The sequence below is a fragment of the Pseudomonas brassicacearum genome (assembly GCF_003732225.1).
In the GTDB taxonomy this organism is placed as follows: domain Bacteria; phylum Pseudomonadota; class Gammaproteobacteria; order Pseudomonadales; family Pseudomonadaceae; genus Aquipseudomonas; species Aquipseudomonas brassicacearum_E.
The window spans coordinates 45579-62008 of sequence record NZ_MOBJ01000022.1; the positions used below are offsets into that span (position 1 = coordinate 45579).

A 16430-nucleotide genomic window follows, 5' to 3' on the forward strand; every position below is an offset into this window, starting at 1 on the left:
CCCACAGTAGATCTTCAGTGGTCACGGATTTGTGTACGACGACGATCAAATGTGGGAGCGAGCTTGCTCGCGATAGCCGCGACTCGGTCTACTTCCTTACTCAGGAATCACCGCAATCACATCAATTTCCATCAGCCACTGCGGCTGCCCCAATGCCGAAACCACCAACCCGGTCGAAATCGGAAACACCCCTTTGAGCCACTTGCCGACTTCCTGATAGACCGGTTCGCGGTAACGCGGGTCGATGAGGTAGGTGGTGGTTTTGACGATGTGGCTGAGATCGCTGCCGGCTTCTTCCAGCAATTGTTTTACGTTGCGCATGGCTTGCTCGGTTTGTGCGCGAGCATCACCGAGACCGACGAGGTTGCCTTCAAAATCGGTGCCGACCTGGCCACGAACGTAAACGGTGTCGCCGGCCCGGACAGCCTGGCACAGGTCATTGTCCAGGCTCTGGTTCGGGTAGGTTTCTTTGGTGTTGAACATGCGAATACGGGTATGGGTTGGCGTGGACATCTGAAACTCCTGAAGAAAAGTTCGGCCCGGCGCTGTTCAAGCGCTGACAGTTGTTTTATGGGCAGCCGGGGCGGTTTCTGCCTGGCGTTGCGCGGCATCGTGGTAGTCGAAGTACGAACGCTGAATGGCGATGTGATCAGCCACGTACTTGGCGTCGTGCCAAACGCCCCAGATGAACGACGAGCCGCGACGCGACTGCCATGGCAGACCGAGGAAATACACCCCAGGCTCGCTCGACACGCCGCGCTGATGCTGCGGTTTGCCGTTGTCGTCGAAGGCGTCGACCTTCAGCCAGCTGTAATCCGTTGCAAACCCGGTGGCCCAGATGATCGAGGTCACGCCGGCCTTGGCCAGGTCGAGCTCAAGAATCGGATGGCTCACGCACTCCGGATCCGGAAAGGTAATGCGCGCTTCAGGTTCTTCCGGCAGGTCCAGGCCATTGCGCTCGATGTAGGCGTCAGCCGCATTGAGCAGCGCCAGATAGTTTTCGTCGCCGCGCGCCAGGTTGTCGGCAAGATTCGGCTGGAAGGTCGCCACGGCGCCATTGAACGATTGGGTCAGGCCGACGAGCGTCATACCGCGATGGGCAAGCCCGCGAAAGTCCACCGTGCGGCCGCCATGTGCGCCGCTCACCGCAATGGTCACGTGTTCCCGGCCGGGCTTCATGGCGGCCTGATCCCATTCGCCGAGCACGCCCAGCCACCAGCAGAAATCACGATTGCGATAGGCGCGAGGAGGGCGATCGTGCGCACCCACGGAGAGGTAAACCTGCTTGCCGGCACGCTGCAATTCATCGGCGATCTGCACCCCCGACGACCCGGCGCCGACGACCAGAACAGCTCCCTCGGGCAGTTGCGCTGGATTGCGGTATTCGGCGGAGTGGATCTGCAGGAGCGGCTGATCTTTCGGAGCGATCGGCGGGATAACCGGACGCTGGAACGGCCCGGTGGCGGCCACCACGCGGTTGGCCTCGATCACGCCCTCGGAGGTTTCAATGGTGAAGCCCGGCCGACCGACATTGCGTTCGACCTTCTTCACGTCCACGCCGGTGCGGATGGGGGCATTGAATTTTTTGGCATAGGCTTCGAAATAATCGGCTACCCGCTCTTTCGGGGCAAAGCCGTCGGGGCTCAGATCGTCGAACTCAAGACCCGGAAAACGATCGTGCCAGGCCGGACCGTTGGCAACCAGCGAATCCCACCGCCCGGTGCGCCAGCGTTCGGCGATACGATTGCGCTCCAGAACGAGGTGAGGCACACCGAGTTTACTCAGGTGTTCACTCATGGCCACTCCAGCCTGACCGGCGCCAACAATCAGCGTGTCTATTTTTATTGTCTCAATGGTCATCTCTCTACCCTGCTAAAAAGCGGTTGGATTCAGGTCATGGCTTGCCATCTCTTTCTGGGTTGAAGACTAGGGATCGACCCTGTATTGGTAAAATATTATTAAGCTGGCAATTGAATACAAATATCTGATGCAGAGCCTTTAAACCCGTCTACGTTGCGGCTCACTCATTGTTTTATAGATTGTTTGTTTTTCGAGCCGATGTTCTTTCCTGAATAGATCTGTCGCCTTTATCCCGTTAAGAGAATTCTGCTGCGATGCACTCTTTCCGTAGCAGCTGGCGCAGCCTGCGTTCGGCTGCGCAGCAGTCGTGGGATCAGACGGCGCGGTGCTTCAGGAAGACCGTATTCGCAGGTTTTACGGCTGCTACGCAGCCGAACGCAGGCTGTGCCAGCTGCTACGGATCGCGTTACGGCTTGGTTTGTGTTTCTGTTGATTAAGCGTGTCTGTATCGGGCGCTACGGGCGATAATGCCGCGCAATTCTGTATTCAACTTAGCAAAAGAGCCCAGCCGTGATGTTCGAGATCAAGCCGTGGAACCCCGAAACCTATCGACAGCAGACGCGCCGCAGCACCGTGATCATCGCCGTGACGTTCATCCTGCTGGCGATGACGCTGTCCGGCCTGGCCGTCATGCTGTTCGGCGAACCGGGTGGCGACAACTTCCGTTTCAACCTGGGCGGCGTGATTGCCGCCGTCATCGTCAGTGCGGCGCTGATGAAAATCAAAGGCTGGTCCCAACCGTGGATGGCGGCGGCGGTTTACGGTTGGCAACTCAAGCGTAGCCTGATGAGCGTCACCAACGTCATGCATCGCGTCACCGATGCGGTGCAGGCCGGCAACCCGAGCGCCATGAAGTTGCTGCGCTTTTATCACCTGGGGCTGACGCAGATGCACCAACTCGACGGCAATACCAGCAGCCTCAGCCAAATGACCCGCGAGATCGATCAGCACAAGACAAGCATGGAAGCGCTGGGGATCGACACTGAGCAGAATCAGTTGAACCCTGAGTGGCTGGCGGCAGTGAAGGCGAAGGAGGCATGAGTTCGATGTTCACCATTACCCACTTTGAAACCCCGTGCTCCGAGCACATCAATGACCAGATCCTGCAGATGGTCGTCGACTATCTGACCGATATCAGCACGGTGGCGATTGCGCCGAGCAACCTGCTGTTCAACGTGTATCAATATGCGATTGGCTACGAGGTTCATCTCTATCTGCAAGCGCTCGACGGGTCGAAAGGGATTGCCGTCGAATTGATCGTCGCGATGGACGAAGAGGACCCTTCGAAGGTCATCGGCTTTTTGCTGTATCTGCCGGTCAAGGACGATCCCGAGGCGTGCGGCGTGGCCTATATGGCGGTGCAAGCCAGTCATCGACGCCGGGGCGTCGCCCGCGCGATGGTGCAAGAGATGGTCAGCCGCTACCCGCATGCCGAACTGACGTGCGCCGTGGGCAAGGTGGCCTGGTTCGAGTCGATGGGGTTTCAGGTGCTGGGCGCACGGGGGCCGCAGGTGCTGATGAATACCCGTGACCACAACACTGGCGGCTTGATGGGCGTGCTGGACACCGCACCGATCTACAGCTCGACAGAAGTGCGGCAGATCCATACCTATCTTCTGCAAAGACACGGAAAGCGGGCGATGCTCGATGCCGAAAAACAGCGTGACCGGCACCTGGATCAGATGACGGCCAAAGCCAAGGCTTTTGTGCACGAGCGTCTTGGGTAGGCGGCAGTTCAGCGCGTTTTTGCTTTTTCTCCGGTTTCGCCATCAGTATCCCTCAGCATGTCGTCTATCGAGTCGAACTGTTGGCGAATGCCTCGTGCTTCCATTATGGCGCGGGCAGTTTTTTCCGAAAGGACGCGTACCTCAAACGGAAGCCCCTGAGTCGCAACGACCTGACGGAGAAAAATACGCATGGCATCACTGATGCTCAGCCCGCGGGCGTTCAAGACTTCAGTGGCACGTCTCTTCAGATCCTCATCAATGCGGCAACGCACGTCGGTGGTTTTCAGCAATGTACCCATGGAAGCGACCTCATTAGGGGTTCTTACCCAGCATTTCACTCGTTTAAGCACACGATGAATATCAGCCGGGTCCGCTTTGCGTTTGAGAACCGTCCGAGCCCAATGCAGGAAGTTGCTGATGGCGCTGCGCTCCGTCAGGACACCGACTGCTGAGCAAACCATTCCAATACGGCTTGTCGGGCCGGGTGCAGGGCGCTGGTGGGTTGTAGCCACAAGGTATAGGCGCCCGAGGTTTTCAAGGCGGGGCCGAATGGGATGATCAGGTCGCCGCGGTTGATCAATTCTTGCGCGAGCGTGCGGTCGGTCATGGCGATGCCCAGGCCGCGCGCGGCGGCATCGAGTGCCAGTTCGTCCAGGTTGAAGGTGATGTGTTTGCAGTCTTTGGACAGCCCCCCGTCATAGGCTTTCAACCAGGCTGCCCACTCCTGTTGACCCGTTGAACCATGGATCAGCGGGTACTTGTTGAGCTCGTTGACTGAGGCCGGTGGTGGTTTTCCATTGACTGACACAGGCGCGCAGACCGGGACCAGGAACTCTTCGAACAGCACGTGGTACGCCTGATCGGCTGGCGGTTGCAGCAAGTAGAGGATGCAGGCGTCGCAATCGCCCGAGGGGTCGACCCGTTCGGTCGCCACTGTTTCTATCGACAGCGACAGATCGGGGTTGCGTGCATAGAAGTCGGTCAGCCGAGGCAGCAACCAGCGCACGGCGAGCGACACGTGAATGCGGATGCGAAAGGGCGTGTCCCTGGGCGCCAGGCGTTTTTCCAGGGCCTGTAATTCGTCGAGCATCCGGAGCGCGGTTTCCAGGACTTCCTTGCCTTCGGAGGTCAGCGTGACGCTTCGACTGCTGCGAATCAGCAGCGGTACGCCGTAGTGACTCTCCAGTTGCTGAATCTTTCGACTGACCGCGCTCTGGGTCAGGCACAGCTTTGCCGCGGCTGTGGTGAAGTTGCAGGACTCGGCCACTTCGGCAAACGCTTGAAGGGCCTGCAATGAGGGCACGCGAAAGATTTTATCCATGCGAAAACTGAATGGATGAATGCATTAATAGCGTTGGATTGCGCATCGAGATCACCCTAGATTCTGGTCATGACAGCCGGATTGAACGCATTTAACCATGCTAATTGTTCATGACGGCAGCCTTCAACAGATCTGTGCGGTGTGAGGTGGGTAGATGACTGAAAATAGCTGTGGCTGGATCGTCCAGGCGGGAGAGTCTGCGGTACAACCCTGCTTGCAGGGTTCGCAGAAAGCCGACTGGCTGATCATTGGTGGCGGATTCACCGGGCTGTCGGCCGCGCACACCCTGGCTGCACTGCATCCTCAAGCGCGGATCGTCATGGTCGATCGTCAACGTGTCGCACAAGGCGCGTCGGCGAGAAACTCCGGGTTCGTGGTCGCCCATGAAAATCCTGCCGGTGACGAACTGCTCGGTCGGCCGGACAATGCCTATTACCAGCACAGTACGCAGATCAGTCGCGCGGCCAACGAAGAAGTGCGCCAGCGTGTGAGCCGCCTGGGTATTGAGTGTGACCTGCATGATCAGGGTTATTTCTTCGCGGTACACGATCCGGACAAGCTCGAAGACGCGGCGCTGAAAGTGCAGACCTTGCGTGAAGTAGGGGCCGATGCGCAGTTTCTACAGGGGCAAGACTTGAGTCGCTGCCTGGGAACGGATTTTTATCGTGCGGGGATATGGTGTCGCGGGGGTAACGCCCTGCTGCAGCCGGCGAAATATGCCAAGGGCTTGCGTGACACCTTGGCCGATAATGTCTCTGCGTACGAGTACACCGACATCACCGGGCTGGAGCGTTTGGCCAATGGCAATGTCCGCGCCTCATCGGCCCAGGGCAGTGTTGAAGCCCCGCAGGTACTGATTTGCGTCGGTCCGTTTTTGCCTCGTGTCGGTCTGACTGACCGGGCAGTGTTCCCCCTTGAGCTCAGCGCGTCGCTGAGTCGCCCGCTGACTGACGACGAGTACGCTCAAATGGGTCGCCCGGCGCAGTGGGGCGTGCTGTCGACCCGACCGGCCGGCGCGACGTTGCGACTGACCGCCGATCGCCGGCTGCTGATTCGCAACACCGTGGAGTACCGCTATCGCGACCTTGCCGGATCAGCGCTCAGTACTCGCAGGCTGACCCATTTGCGTGGCTTGCAACGTCGATTTCCATGGATGACTGAACAGCATCTTCAGTTCACCTGGACCGGGCATCTGAGCGCAACACGCTCTGGTGAGCCGCGCTTTGCCAGAGTCGAGCGGGGCATTTACACCGTGGCCGGCTGCAACGGTTCTGGCGTCGCACGCGGCACATTGTGGGGGCGTCTGCTGGCGGAGATGGCCTGCGGCAGTGAATCGCCATTGCTCAGCAGCGTGCTCAGTCAGGCCGATCCGGGCTGGTTGCCGCCAACCCCCTTTTTCGATATCGGTGCCTCGGTGCGCCTGCGGTACGAGGCCTGTCGCGCTCAATCGGAATCCTGACCCGTAAGGCTTTGTTAACGTCGTTTTATCACCAGGAATAACAATAATGAACACGCTGAAAAACTTCGTCCTTGCACTCTGCGCGGCTTCAAGCGCAATGGCGGCTGCGGCAGATACCGTGCGTATCTCCAACTGGAGCAGCTACATCGCCAACGATACCTTGAGCAACTTCACCAAACAGACAGGGATCAAAACGACCTACGACTTGATCGACAGCAACGAGATGCTGGAGGCCAAGTTGATCACCGGTAGCAGCGGTTATGACGTGGTCAGCCCCTCGAACCACTTTCTGGCTCAACTGATCAAGGCGGGCGCACTGCAGAAACTGGACAAGAGCAAGTTACCGAACTGGAAGAACCTCGATCCGCAATTGATGAAAACCCTGGAGGTCAACGACCCCGGCAACCAATATGCGTTTCCCTACATGTGGGTCACGGTCGGGATCGGCTACAACGTCGAGAAAATCAAGGCGATCTTCGGCAACACCGATGTCACCAAAAGCTGGAGCCTGCTGTTCGATCCGAAAAACATCGAGAAGCTCAGCCAATGCGGCGTAGCGTTCCTCGATAACTCGACGCAGATGTTGCCGATCACCCTCAACTACCTGGGTTTGAAGCACGACAGCGAGGACCCGGCGGATTACCTGAAAGCTGAATCAGCGCTGCTGAAAATCAAACCGTACATTCAGTATTTCCATCAGTCCAAGTACGTCAGTGACCTGGCCAACGGCAACATTTGCGTGGCTATCGGTTTCAGTGGCGACATCGCGCAGGCGACCTCCACCGCGCATGAGGCGAAGAACGGCATCGAGCTGGGGTACACGATTCCGAAGGAAGGCTCGACCCTGGCCGTCGACATGGTGGTCATGCCGAAGAACGCGCCGAATCAGGATAACGGCTATGCCTACATGAATTACCTGATGGAGCCCAACGTCATCGCCGACATCAGCAATGCGATTCACTATCCGAACGGCAACAGTGCCGCAACGCCATTGATTGAGCCCGGCTTGCGCAACGATCCGGCGATCTATCCGTCAGCGGAAACCATGAGTACCTTGTTCCCCTTGAAGGCCATGCAACCCAAGGTCATGCGCCAGGTCACCCGCTTATGGACAAAAGTCATCAGCGGGCTCTGAGTCGAGTTTAATCAGCCTTGAACACCAGCGCCTTCAAGCCGCTTTCTGCGTCGACATCGGGAAATTCCGGTGGGTTTTCCAGGCGTTGTTCGAAGCGCAGGCTCGGGGCTTCGCGGGTGACGCCGTCGATCAGGAAGTCCGAGCCAAAGGCCGGATCGTTCATGCAGGCCAGTACCACGCCATCGCTGCTGAGCAGTTCCGGCAGGCGGCGTAACACGCGCTGGTAGTCCTTGGTCAGCAGAAAGCTGCCTTTCTGAAACGAAGGCGGGTCGATGATCACCAGATCGTAGGGTCCGCCATTGATCACCTTGCCCCAGGACTTGAACAGGTCATGGCCGAGAAAGCTCACCTTGCTCAGGTCGTGTCCGTTCAGCCGATGATTGTCGCGACCACGGCTCAGGGCCGCGCGGGACATGTCGAGGTTGACCACATGCTCTGCGCCACCCTCGATGGCGGCCACCGAGAATCCGCAGGTGTAGGCGAACAGGTTCAAGACACGTTTGCCGTGAGCATTGTCCCGCACCCAATTGCGGCCGTAGCGCATGTCGAGAAACAGGCCGCTGTTCTGTTTCTGGCCCAGGTCCACGCGATAACGCAGGCCACCCTCGGTAATCGTCAATTCCTCGATCGTTTCCCCCAGCAGCCATTCGGTGGTGCTTTGCGGCAGATAGCGGTGTTGTAGCAGTAACGTATGCGCGGCGGATTTCTCCCACTCAGGCGATTGCGTGATCTCCATCAGCAGCCGCTTCAATGCCTCCAGTTGCACCGGGTCCGGCTCCTTGAACAGCGAGACCAGCACCACGCCCTGCAACCAGTCGACGGTCAGTTGTTCCAGCCCCGGCCAGCATCGGCCCCGACCATGGAACAGGCGACGGGTTTCGTCGGGTACAGCTGCCAGAGCCGTCAGTAAATGGTGGCGGAGGGTAGCGAGTGCGTCAGGGTTCATCGGGCAGGGCCGGCAATTTGAAGGGGCGGCATTTTAACCACAATTGCAACGGTTCGGGTTTTGCGCTGCAAAGGGCGCTTGATCGCCCGCGCCGCCGTCAAAGCATTTGCACAAGCTCAGGTCCAGATCAACAATGTACCGGCTGTCAGGCAGCGAGGTTTTCACCCGGTCACGTCGCAGGTCGACACGGAGCGCCCATGAACGATCGTTACACCCGCACGGCGATTTACCTGCATTGGCTGGTGGCGCTTGGGCTGATCGGTACCTTTGCACTGGGTTTCTACATGCCAGAACTTGCGCTTTCGCCGACCAAGCTGAAGCTGTACTCATGGCACAAGTGGGCCGGGGTGACCCTGTTTTTCCTGGTGCTGCTGCGACTCGGCTGGCGCCTGGCGCATCCCGCACCGCCCTTGCCGTCGACGGTATCGGCCCTGTCGCGATTCGCGTCTCATGTCTCGCATGGGTTGATGTACGCACTGATGCTTGCTATTCCGCTCAGCGGCTGGCTGATGAGTTCGGCACTGGGCTTTCAGACGTCATGGTTTGGTGTCTTGCCGCTGCCGGATTTGCTGCCCAAGGACGCTGCGCTGGGCGACCGTCTCAAGGATCTGCACGAGGTGCTTAACTTCATCTTGCTGACGCTGGTGATCGTCCATACGGGCGCGGCGCTCAAGCACCACTTCATCGATCGCGACGACGTGCTGACGCGCATACTGCCGTCAAAGCACTAGCCTGACCGGATAACCTTATGAACTATCGATTCCCGCGCGCTACCGCATTGGCTGCCGTCCTTGCACTCGGCACGCTGACCTGCGCCGACGCTGTCGAATACAAGAAAGTGAACGCGAGCGCCAGCCAGATCAGCTTCACTTATAACCAGATGGGAGCGAGGGTATACGGCACGTTCGGCAAGTTCGAGGCCACCATCGATTTTGATTCGACGAACCCCTCGGCTGCCCACGCCGGGCTGACCATCCAGCTCGCCAGCATCGACGCCGGTAACAGTGACGCCAACAGCGAGTTGCAAAAGCCTGCCTGGTTCAACACGGCAACTTATCCGCAAGCGAAGTTTGTATCGAGCAGCGTGACGGCGCTCGGTAACAACCGCTACGAGGTCAAGGGCAAGCTCACGCTTAAGGGCATTACCCGCGAGGTCGGTGCACAAATCACCTTGAAACCGCAGAGCGCCATCGGCGTCTTCGATGGCGAGTTCATTCTCAAGCGCGGCGACTTCAAGATCGGTGAGGGCGAATGGGCCGATTACGGGGTTATCTCCAACGAGATCAACATCAAGTTTCGAGTGGTTGCCCCCGAGCAATGACGTTGGCGCGCAACCCAATGGGCCACCGTCGCGGTCATCGCCAAGCGTCAACAGACCCTAATCCTAATAGTGGTGACGGGCAGCGTTCGAACCAACGGCTCGCCTGTTCGTAGGCATGGGCCATTTGCAGCACCGCGAAGTCAGCCTGGTGCCTGCCGATGATTTGTAGCCCCATCGGCAGGCCGTTCCGGTTGAACCCCGCTTGCACGTTCGCCACCGGGCAACCAGAGAGGGTGCCGGGAATCACCACTTCCATCCAGCGGTGATAGGTGTCCATGTTCACGCCTTCGATGCGGGTTGGCCATGGGAGGTTTTTGTCGAACGGGAAGACCTGGGCGGTTGGCAGGAGCAGGTAGTCGAAGCGTTCGAACAGTTTACTGATGGCGCGGTACCAGTGACTGCGGGCCACCGAGGCGGCGAACACGTCGCTGGCAGAGAGCTTGAGCCCGTTTTCCACTTCCCAGCACGCTTCCTCTTTTAGCAGTGCGCGCTGACTCGGGTTGGCGTAGGCGCCGCCGAGGGAGCCGGCGACCATCCAGTGCCGCAACGTGCGCCAGCTGTCCCAGAGCTGTTCAGGGGCGAAGTCGATAGCGGCCGGCTCGATGCTGCAGCCCACGGCTTCGAAGTCGGTGAAGGCTTTTTGACACAGTTCGAGAATGCCTTTTTCCATCGGCAGATAACCGTTGAAATCACCGAGCCAGCCCAGACGCGTACCGCTGAAATCGCGCGCAAGCGGGGCGGCGAAGGCGGCACCAGACTCGGCGATGGACAATGGCGCCCGGGCATCGGCGCCGGCCTGGACCGACAACAGCAACGCGGCATCGCGGACGCTGCGGCCCATCGGGCCTTCGTAGCCGAGCTGGTCGATGAACAGGTCGGCGCTGTCGTCGAAGGGCACCCGGCCTTGGGACGGGCGAAAACCGAAGACATTGTTGAACGCCGCCGGATTGCGCAGCGAGCCCATCATGTCGCTACCGTCAGCCACCGGCACCAAGTGCATGGCCAGCGCCGAGGCGGCACCGCCACTGCTGCCGCCGGCGGTTTTGCTCGGGTCGTAGGCACAACCGGTGGCACCGAACAACGGATTGTAGGTTTGCGAACCGAGGCCGAATTCCGGGGTGTTGGTCTTGCCGATAATGATTGCCCCGGCAGCCTTGATCCGCTCGCACATGATGCTGTCGCGGTCGGGCACAAAATCCTGGTACAGCGGTGAGCCGAAGGTCGTGCGAATGCCACGGGTCAGCGACAGATCCTTGATCGCGTGAGGCAGACCGTGCATCCAGCCACGGTACAGGCCGCTTGCCAGTTCGGCATCACGCTTGTCGGCCTGGGCCAGAAGGTCTTCCGGCGCTTGCAGGCTGATCAGTGCATTGACCAGCGGGTTGAAGCGTTCGATGTGGCTCAGGTAAGCCTGCATCACTTCCCGGCAGGAAACCTGACGCAGGCGAATGCATTCGGCGAGTTCATGGGCCTGCAACAGGACCAGTTCGCTGATGGTAGTAGAAGTCATTGCGACGCTGCCTTGTAGACGACTGGAGAAACGCCCCGCCGCACGAGCGGGGCGGTAAGGATCAACGCATCAGGTTGGTCCACAAGCGGTCGGCCAGGCGGATCGCGCCTTCGCCGCAGGTCTTGCTGAAGACCACCTGGGTGCCCGCCGGGATGTGCAGTTCCGGCGCATCCTTGAGACTGGCGTCGAGGAACGGTTCCACGCCCTTGATCGGACTCTGGTGCTTGAGGAAGTTCTGGGTCATTGCGGCGTTTTCAGGCTGGCTGAGGAAGGCGATGAAAGCCTTGGCATTCGCCGGATTCTTGCTGCCCTTGGGGATGACCATGTTGTCGACCCAGGCCAGCACGCCTTCTTTCGGGTAGAGGTATTTCAGGCTCGGTTTCATCTCCCGCGCCCGCATCGACGAACCGCCCCAGAAGGTCGACATGTCGATTTCACCCGAGGCCAGGTTCTCGCGGATCGAGCCGGCCTTGGAGCTGTAGGTTTTGACGAACGGTTTCTGCGCCTTGAGCAGGGTCATCACTTGTTGCATCTGTTTCGGATCTTCGCTGCACAGCGGGACATTCAGGTACAGGCTGGCCATGTCCACGACGTCGCTGACCGAGTCGAACATGTTGATCCGCCCTTGCAGCTCGGCTGGCGGCTCATACAGCACCTTGTAGCTATCGGTCGGGCCTTTGTAGCGTTCGGTGTTCAACACCACGCTGGTGGTACCCCAGATGAAGGGCACCGAATACGCACCTTCCGGGTCCCAGGTAGGCTTTTTCAGGTTGTCGACGACATTGGCGTAATAGGGTTCCTTGACCGGGTCGAAGCGCTCCAGCAGCTGTTCCTTGATCAGGATCGGCACAAACTGGTGCGAAGGAATCGCCACGTCATAGCCGGCGCCACCCTGTTTGAGCTTGGCCAGCAGGGTTTCGTTGGAATCGTAGGAGTCCACCGTGACTTCAATGCCGGTCTGCTTCTGGAACTTGGCGAGAATCTCTGGCGAGAAGTAGCCACTCCAGCTCACCACGTTGAGTTTTTCTGCGGCCTGAACGCTGCCGGCCATGGTCAGTGGCAATGTCAGTAACAACGAGGTGCCGATGCTTGCAATCAACTTGCTCATGCTATTTCCCCACGGTGTTTGGAAGGTTCAGGTTTTCTTTTTGCCCAGCAGATAAGAGAGGCTGACGAACAACACCGAGACGCCGAGGATCAGCGTTGAAACGGCATTGACGTCGGGTGTCACGCCCATCCGTAACAGACCGAAGATGAAGATCGGCAAGGTGGTGGTGCCGGCCTGGGCGACCATCATCGAAATCACGAAGTTGTCCAGCGAGACGATGAAGGCCAGCATCAACCCGGAGACGATTCCCGGCATCAGCAGCGGCAGCGTGACCTTGTGAAAGGTCCGCCAGGGGCCGGCGTACAGATCGGCCGCGGCTTGCTCCAGCGACAGGTCCATGTCGTTGAGCCGCGCGCGGATCGGCAGGTAGGCGAAGGGGATACAGAACACGGTATGGGCGATGATCAGGTTGCCGTACCCCAGCGACAGGCCGACGGTTGAAAACAGCGCCAGGGTGGCGACGCCGACCACGATCTCCGGTAACACCAACGGCAGCATGATTGCGCCCATCGACAGTTGCATGCCTTTGAACTTCGCGCCGCGCGAGGTGCCGAGTGCTGCGAGGGTGGCAATCGCGGTGGCGATCATGCTCGCGCAGACGGCGATCAACAGGCTGTTGCTGGCCGCCTGGCGCAAGGCCTGATTGGCAAACGCGGCGCGGTACCAGTCGAGGCTCAAACCGGTCCAGACCGTGGCCGATTGGTTGGCGTTGAAGGAGAACACCACCAGCACCACGATCGGCGCGTAGAGGTACAGGTAGAACAGAAAACTGAAACCGCCGAAGCCCGGAAAGTCCTGAACGCTGAGACCGGTTCGCTTGAATAGACGCAGCATTACTCACCTCCCTTGGCGATGCGCTGGCGCTCGGCGCGCAGGGCATACACGGTCAACACCAGCATCACCGCCGCCATCAGCACCAGCGACAGGGCGGCCCCGAACGGCCAGTTCCGCGCATCGCTGAACTGCCGGAAGATCAGGTTGCCGAGCATCATTTTGGTCCCGCCACCAAGTAGCTCCGGAGCGATCATTGCCCCCAGGCATGGCACGAACGTGAGGATGGCACCGGCGAAGATCCCCGGCCTGGCGATCGGCAGCACGACTTTGACCAGCGTTCGCCAGCGCCCGGCGTAGAGGTCTTGCGCCGCTTCCAGCAGGCGGATGTCCATCTTTTCCAGGGTCGCGTAGATCGGCAGCACCACGAACGGCGCGTAGGTGTAAACCAGGCCCAGCAGCACCGCGCCGTCGGTATAGAGCAGTTGCAACGGCTGATCGATAAGGCCGAGCCCCATCAGGCTGTTATTGATCACCCCGGTGTTGCGCAGCAGCAGAATCCAGGCGTAGGTGCGAATCAGCAGGTTGGCCCAGAACGGCACGGTGATCAGGAAAATCAGCAACCCACGGCGGTGAGCCGGTTGCATGGCCAACCAGACGGCGACCGGAAAGCCGATCAACAAAGTGATCACGGTGGTCAGCCCGGCAATACCAATCGAGCGCAGGGCAATGATCAGATAGGAGTCGGCAAAGGCCAGACTGTCATCCAGTTGCCGCTCGAACAGCAATGAGGTGTAGGCGTCGCTACTGAAGACTTTGTTCACCCCGCCATAAGGGTTGGCCTCCATCAGCGAATAGCCGATGACGATCAGGATCGGCACGATCAGAAACAGGCCGATGGCGAGCAGTGCCGGAGTGACCCCGAGAAAGCTGCCGAAGGCTTTTCGCCGCGCCAGGGTGTTGGATATCGGTAAAGCGTGCATGACAAACCCTCGTGCTCAATCCAGCAGGACACTGGCGCTACCACGGTCGAACAACAGGCCGGCCTGGCTGCCGACAGCGAAGCGCAGACTTTGGTCGACGCTGTTGGGCGTGCGCACCGTAAGGCGCGAACCGTCGCTCAGGCTGACCTGATATTGCAGGTCGGTGCCGAGGTAGATTTGCGTATCGATCCGGCACGGCAAGGCACTGGCTGTGTCGGCGGGCAACAGATGCAGGCGCTCGGGACGCACCGAGAGCGCCACTGTTGCGCCCACCGCCACGTCGCTGCAGGGTTGCGCGGGGAGCGGGTGACCGGCAGGCCCGGCGAACCAGGCCAGGCCTGCTTCCACGTGGGTGACCGTGCCTTCGATGAAGTTGGTCTCGCCGATGAAATCCGCGACAAAGCGATTGCGCGGACGCTCGTAGATATCCTCCGGCCGACCGACCTGCTGCACCTCGCCTTCGGACAGCACGGCAATGCGGTCGGACATGGTCAGGGCTTCTTCCTGATCGTGGGTGACGAAGATAAAGGTGATGCCGGTCTTCGCCTGAATCGCCTTCAACTCTTCACGCATGGCCTGGCGCAGTTTGAGGTCCAGTGCCGAGAGTGGCTCGTCGAGCAGCAGCACTTTGGGATGCGGCGCCAGGGCTCGAGCCAGGGCGACTCGCTGTTGCTGGCCGCCGGACAACTGCGTCGGGCGCCGTGTGGCGAAGCGCTCCATCTGCACCAGGGCCAGCATCTCGCGCACTCGTTCGGCGATCTGCACCTTGCTCAAGACCTTGCCCATCGGATGGGACTCAAGGCCGAATGCGAGGTTCTCGGCAATGGTCATGTGCGGAAACAGTGCGTAATGCTGGAACACCGTATTGACCGGGCGCTGGTAGGGCGGACGGTCGGCGATGTTTTCACCGTAGAGCAGGATCTCGCCCTGGGTCGGAAATTCGAACCCGGCGATCATCCGCAGGAGCGTGGTTTTACCGCAGCCCGAAGGGCCGAGGAGGGTGAAGAACTCATTGTCGCGGATATCCAGATCGATGCTTTTCAGCGCCACCGGACCTCTCTGTGGATCACCGTAGACTTTGCGTACAGCGCGAATTGACACAGCCAGCGTTTGCAGCGAATGCAGGGCATTCATGCGTTACCTCCGATTCCCCCATCGCCTGTGCCGGGATGCTGTAGACAGCCGTGCCGTCAGGCCATGGATATTATTTTTTTGGGCAGGATCGAGATCTGTTCAGGTGTGCAGCGAGCCGCTGTATCGGGCTCTTTGGGTTTTTTCTGTTGTTCTGTTGTGAGCCGATTATCAGTGAGGGGTTGCGGGGGCGAAACTTCAATTTTAACATAGCAGCTGTTAAATAATTTAATAGCAGAAGGCGTCCCAAGCCATGCCTGACCACCGTTTGCCGCCGTTGAACGCGGTACGTGCCTTTGATGCAGCCGCCCGCTTGGGCAGTTACGTCGAAGCTTCGAAGGCGCTGCACGTGACTCAGCCAGCCATTGGCCGACATGTGAAACTGCTGGAGGAGTGGCTGGGGACCCAGCTGTTTGAGCGCACCTCGCGTGGCGTCACGCTGACCAGTGCCGGCGAGAAGTACCACCACAAGATCGCTTCAGCGTTACAGCTGATCATCGAGGCGGGGAGGGAATTGCAACCCAAAACCTCCGAACGCTGGCTGCGAATCATGGTCGTGCCGGGTTTCGCCAAGCGCTGGCTGACACCGCGGCTGGAAGCCGCGCGGCGTCTTCGTCCTGGATTGAAGTTCGCCATCGAACCCAACTCGACGTTCACCGATGTCGACGGCAAGACCGCTGACCTGGGGATCGTCTATGGCCTGGATGGGGAGTACGCCCACTCTCGGGCCACACTGTTCTGTCCGCAGGTGTTTCCGATCTGTACGCCGGGCTACCTGGCCAGTATCGAACCGATCACCCAACTCGCCGATTTGTTGAAACACAACCTGATTCACTTCGACGGCGAGTGGTGGAACACCTGGTTCGCCGCTAACGGCCTGGATGTTCACCTCACCTCGGACGTGTTGTACGTCAACAACGACCACGCATTGTCGGTGGCTGAAAGCGGGCAAGGCATCGCGCTGGCGAATGAAGTGTTGGTGCGCGAGGAACTCAAGGCCGGCACCCTGGTGCGGGTGCTTGAGGATCAGGTAAAGCTGGAAAGCTACCGGGTGCTGACACCGTCGGCTGAACTGTCGGCGGATGCGCAGTGGTTCATCCAGTGGCTGACGACCGAGTTGGGACGCGAGTTCAGCGATTGAAGGTGCTTGATCGCCCA

The 16430-nt window shown here is 59.5% G+C and carries 17 protein-coding genes; 7 read left to right on the forward strand and 10 right to left on the reverse strand.

Annotated elements, in window-relative coordinates; translation table 11 throughout:
* Positions 1-96: 96 nt before the first annotated feature.
* Both BK659_RS23865 and BK659_RS23870 read right to left on the reverse strand, forming a co-directional pair.
* Complete coding sequence (locus BK659_RS23865) at positions 97-513, reverse strand: RidA family protein (RefSeq protein WP_123427671.1); 417 nt, start codon at positions 511-513, stop codon at positions 97-99.
* Positions 514-549: 36 nt separating this feature from the next.
* Positions 550-1860: a flavin-containing monooxygenase gene (locus BK659_RS23870; RefSeq protein ID WP_123427673.1), complete on the reverse strand. Its 1311-nt coding sequence runs from the start codon at positions 1858-1860 to the stop codon at positions 550-552.
* Between the two features lie 513 nt (positions 1861-2373).
* Here BK659_RS23870 and BK659_RS23875 point away from each other — a divergent pair.
* Positions 2374-2901, forward strand: a complete 528-nt coding sequence (locus BK659_RS23875) for a DUF3087 domain-containing protein (protein ID WP_123427675.1) — start codon at positions 2374-2376, stop codon at positions 2899-2901.
* Between the two features lie 5 nt (positions 2902-2906).
* Positions 2907-3587: a GNAT family N-acetyltransferase gene (locus tag BK659_RS23880; protein ID WP_123427764.1), complete on the forward strand. Its 681-nt coding sequence runs from the start codon at positions 2907-2909 to the stop codon at positions 3585-3587.
* Positions 3588-3595: 8 nt separating this feature from the next.
* Here BK659_RS23880 and BK659_RS23885 read toward each other — a convergent pair whose 3' ends face one another.
* Positions 3596-3886, reverse strand: a complete 291-nt coding sequence (locus BK659_RS23885; RefSeq protein ID WP_123427677.1) for a type II toxin-antitoxin system RelB/DinJ family antitoxin — start codon at positions 3884-3886, stop codon at positions 3596-3598.
* A 134-nt stretch (positions 3887-4020) separates the two neighbouring features.
* Positions 4021-4908, reverse strand: a complete 888-nt coding sequence (locus BK659_RS23890; RefSeq protein WP_123427678.1) for a LysR substrate-binding domain-containing protein — start codon at positions 4906-4908, stop codon at positions 4021-4023.
* Positions 4909-5062: 154 nt separating this feature from the next.
* Between BK659_RS23890 and BK659_RS23895 the strand changes: the two genes are divergently transcribed.
* On the forward strand, positions 5063-6367 hold the full coding sequence (locus BK659_RS23895; protein WP_123427680.1) for an NAD(P)/FAD-dependent oxidoreductase: 1305 nt from the start codon (positions 5063-5065) through the stop codon (positions 6365-6367).
* 46 nt (positions 6368-6413) lie between these two features.
* Positions 6414-7502, forward strand: a complete 1089-nt coding sequence (locus BK659_RS23900; RefSeq protein ID WP_123427682.1) for a polyamine ABC transporter substrate-binding protein — start codon at positions 6414-6416, stop codon at positions 7500-7502.
* Between the two features lie 7 nt (positions 7503-7509).
* Here the strand turns inward: BK659_RS23900 and BK659_RS23905 are convergent, their stop codons facing one another.
* Entirely contained in the window at positions 7510-8448 is a 939-nt protein-coding gene (locus BK659_RS23905; RefSeq protein ID WP_123427684.1) for a class I SAM-dependent methyltransferase, read from the reverse strand.
* A gap of 197 nt (positions 8449-8645) precedes the next feature.
* Here BK659_RS23905 and BK659_RS23910 point away from each other — a divergent pair, with 197 nt between their 5' ends.
* Positions 8646-9179, forward strand: a complete 534-nt coding sequence (locus BK659_RS23910; RefSeq protein WP_123427686.1) for a cytochrome b — start codon at positions 8646-8648, stop codon at positions 9177-9179.
* Positions 9180-9196: 17 nt separating this feature from the next.
* On the forward strand, positions 9197-9769 hold the full coding sequence (locus BK659_RS23915; RefSeq protein ID WP_123427689.1) for a YceI family protein: 573 nt from the start codon (positions 9197-9199) through the stop codon (positions 9767-9769).
* A gap of 34 nt (positions 9770-9803) precedes the next feature.
* Here BK659_RS23915 and BK659_RS23920 read toward each other — a convergent pair whose 3' ends face one another.
* The 5 genes from BK659_RS23920 to BK659_RS23940 all read right to left on the reverse strand — a co-directional run bounded on the left by BK659_RS23920 (position 9804) and on the right by BK659_RS23940 (position 15275).
* Positions 9804-11279, reverse strand: coding sequence for an amidase (locus tag BK659_RS23920; RefSeq protein ID WP_123427691.1), 1476 nt, complete (start codon positions 11277-11279; stop codon positions 9804-9806).
* 61 nt (positions 11280-11340) lie between these two features.
* Entirely contained in the window at positions 11341-12387 is a 1047-nt protein-coding gene (locus BK659_RS23925; protein WP_123427693.1) for an ABC transporter substrate-binding protein, read from the reverse strand.
* A 27-nt stretch (positions 12388-12414) separates the two neighbouring features.
* The gene (locus BK659_RS23930; RefSeq protein ID WP_123427695.1) at positions 12415-13221 is read right to left on the reverse strand and encodes an ABC transporter permease; all 807 of its coding nucleotides are present in this window, start codon (positions 13219-13221) and stop codon (positions 12415-12417) included.
* Positions 13221-14141, reverse strand: coding sequence for an ABC transporter permease (locus BK659_RS23935; RefSeq protein WP_123427697.1), 921 nt, complete (start codon positions 14139-14141; stop codon positions 13221-13223). Before BK659_RS23935 ends, BK659_RS23930 begins: the two co-directional genes overlap by 1 nt.
* 15 nt (positions 14142-14156) lie before the next feature.
* Positions 14157-15275, reverse strand: coding sequence for an ABC transporter ATP-binding protein (locus BK659_RS23940; protein WP_123427699.1), 1119 nt, complete (start codon positions 15273-15275; stop codon positions 14157-14159).
* 250 nt (positions 15276-15525) lie between these two features.
* On the opposite strand from BK659_RS23940, the gene BK659_RS23945 reads away from it, so the two are divergent.
* Entirely contained in the window at positions 15526-16413 is an 888-nt protein-coding gene (locus BK659_RS23945; RefSeq protein ID WP_123427701.1) for a LysR substrate-binding domain-containing protein, read from the forward strand.
* The last annotated feature ends 17 nt before the right edge of the window (positions 16414-16430 follow it).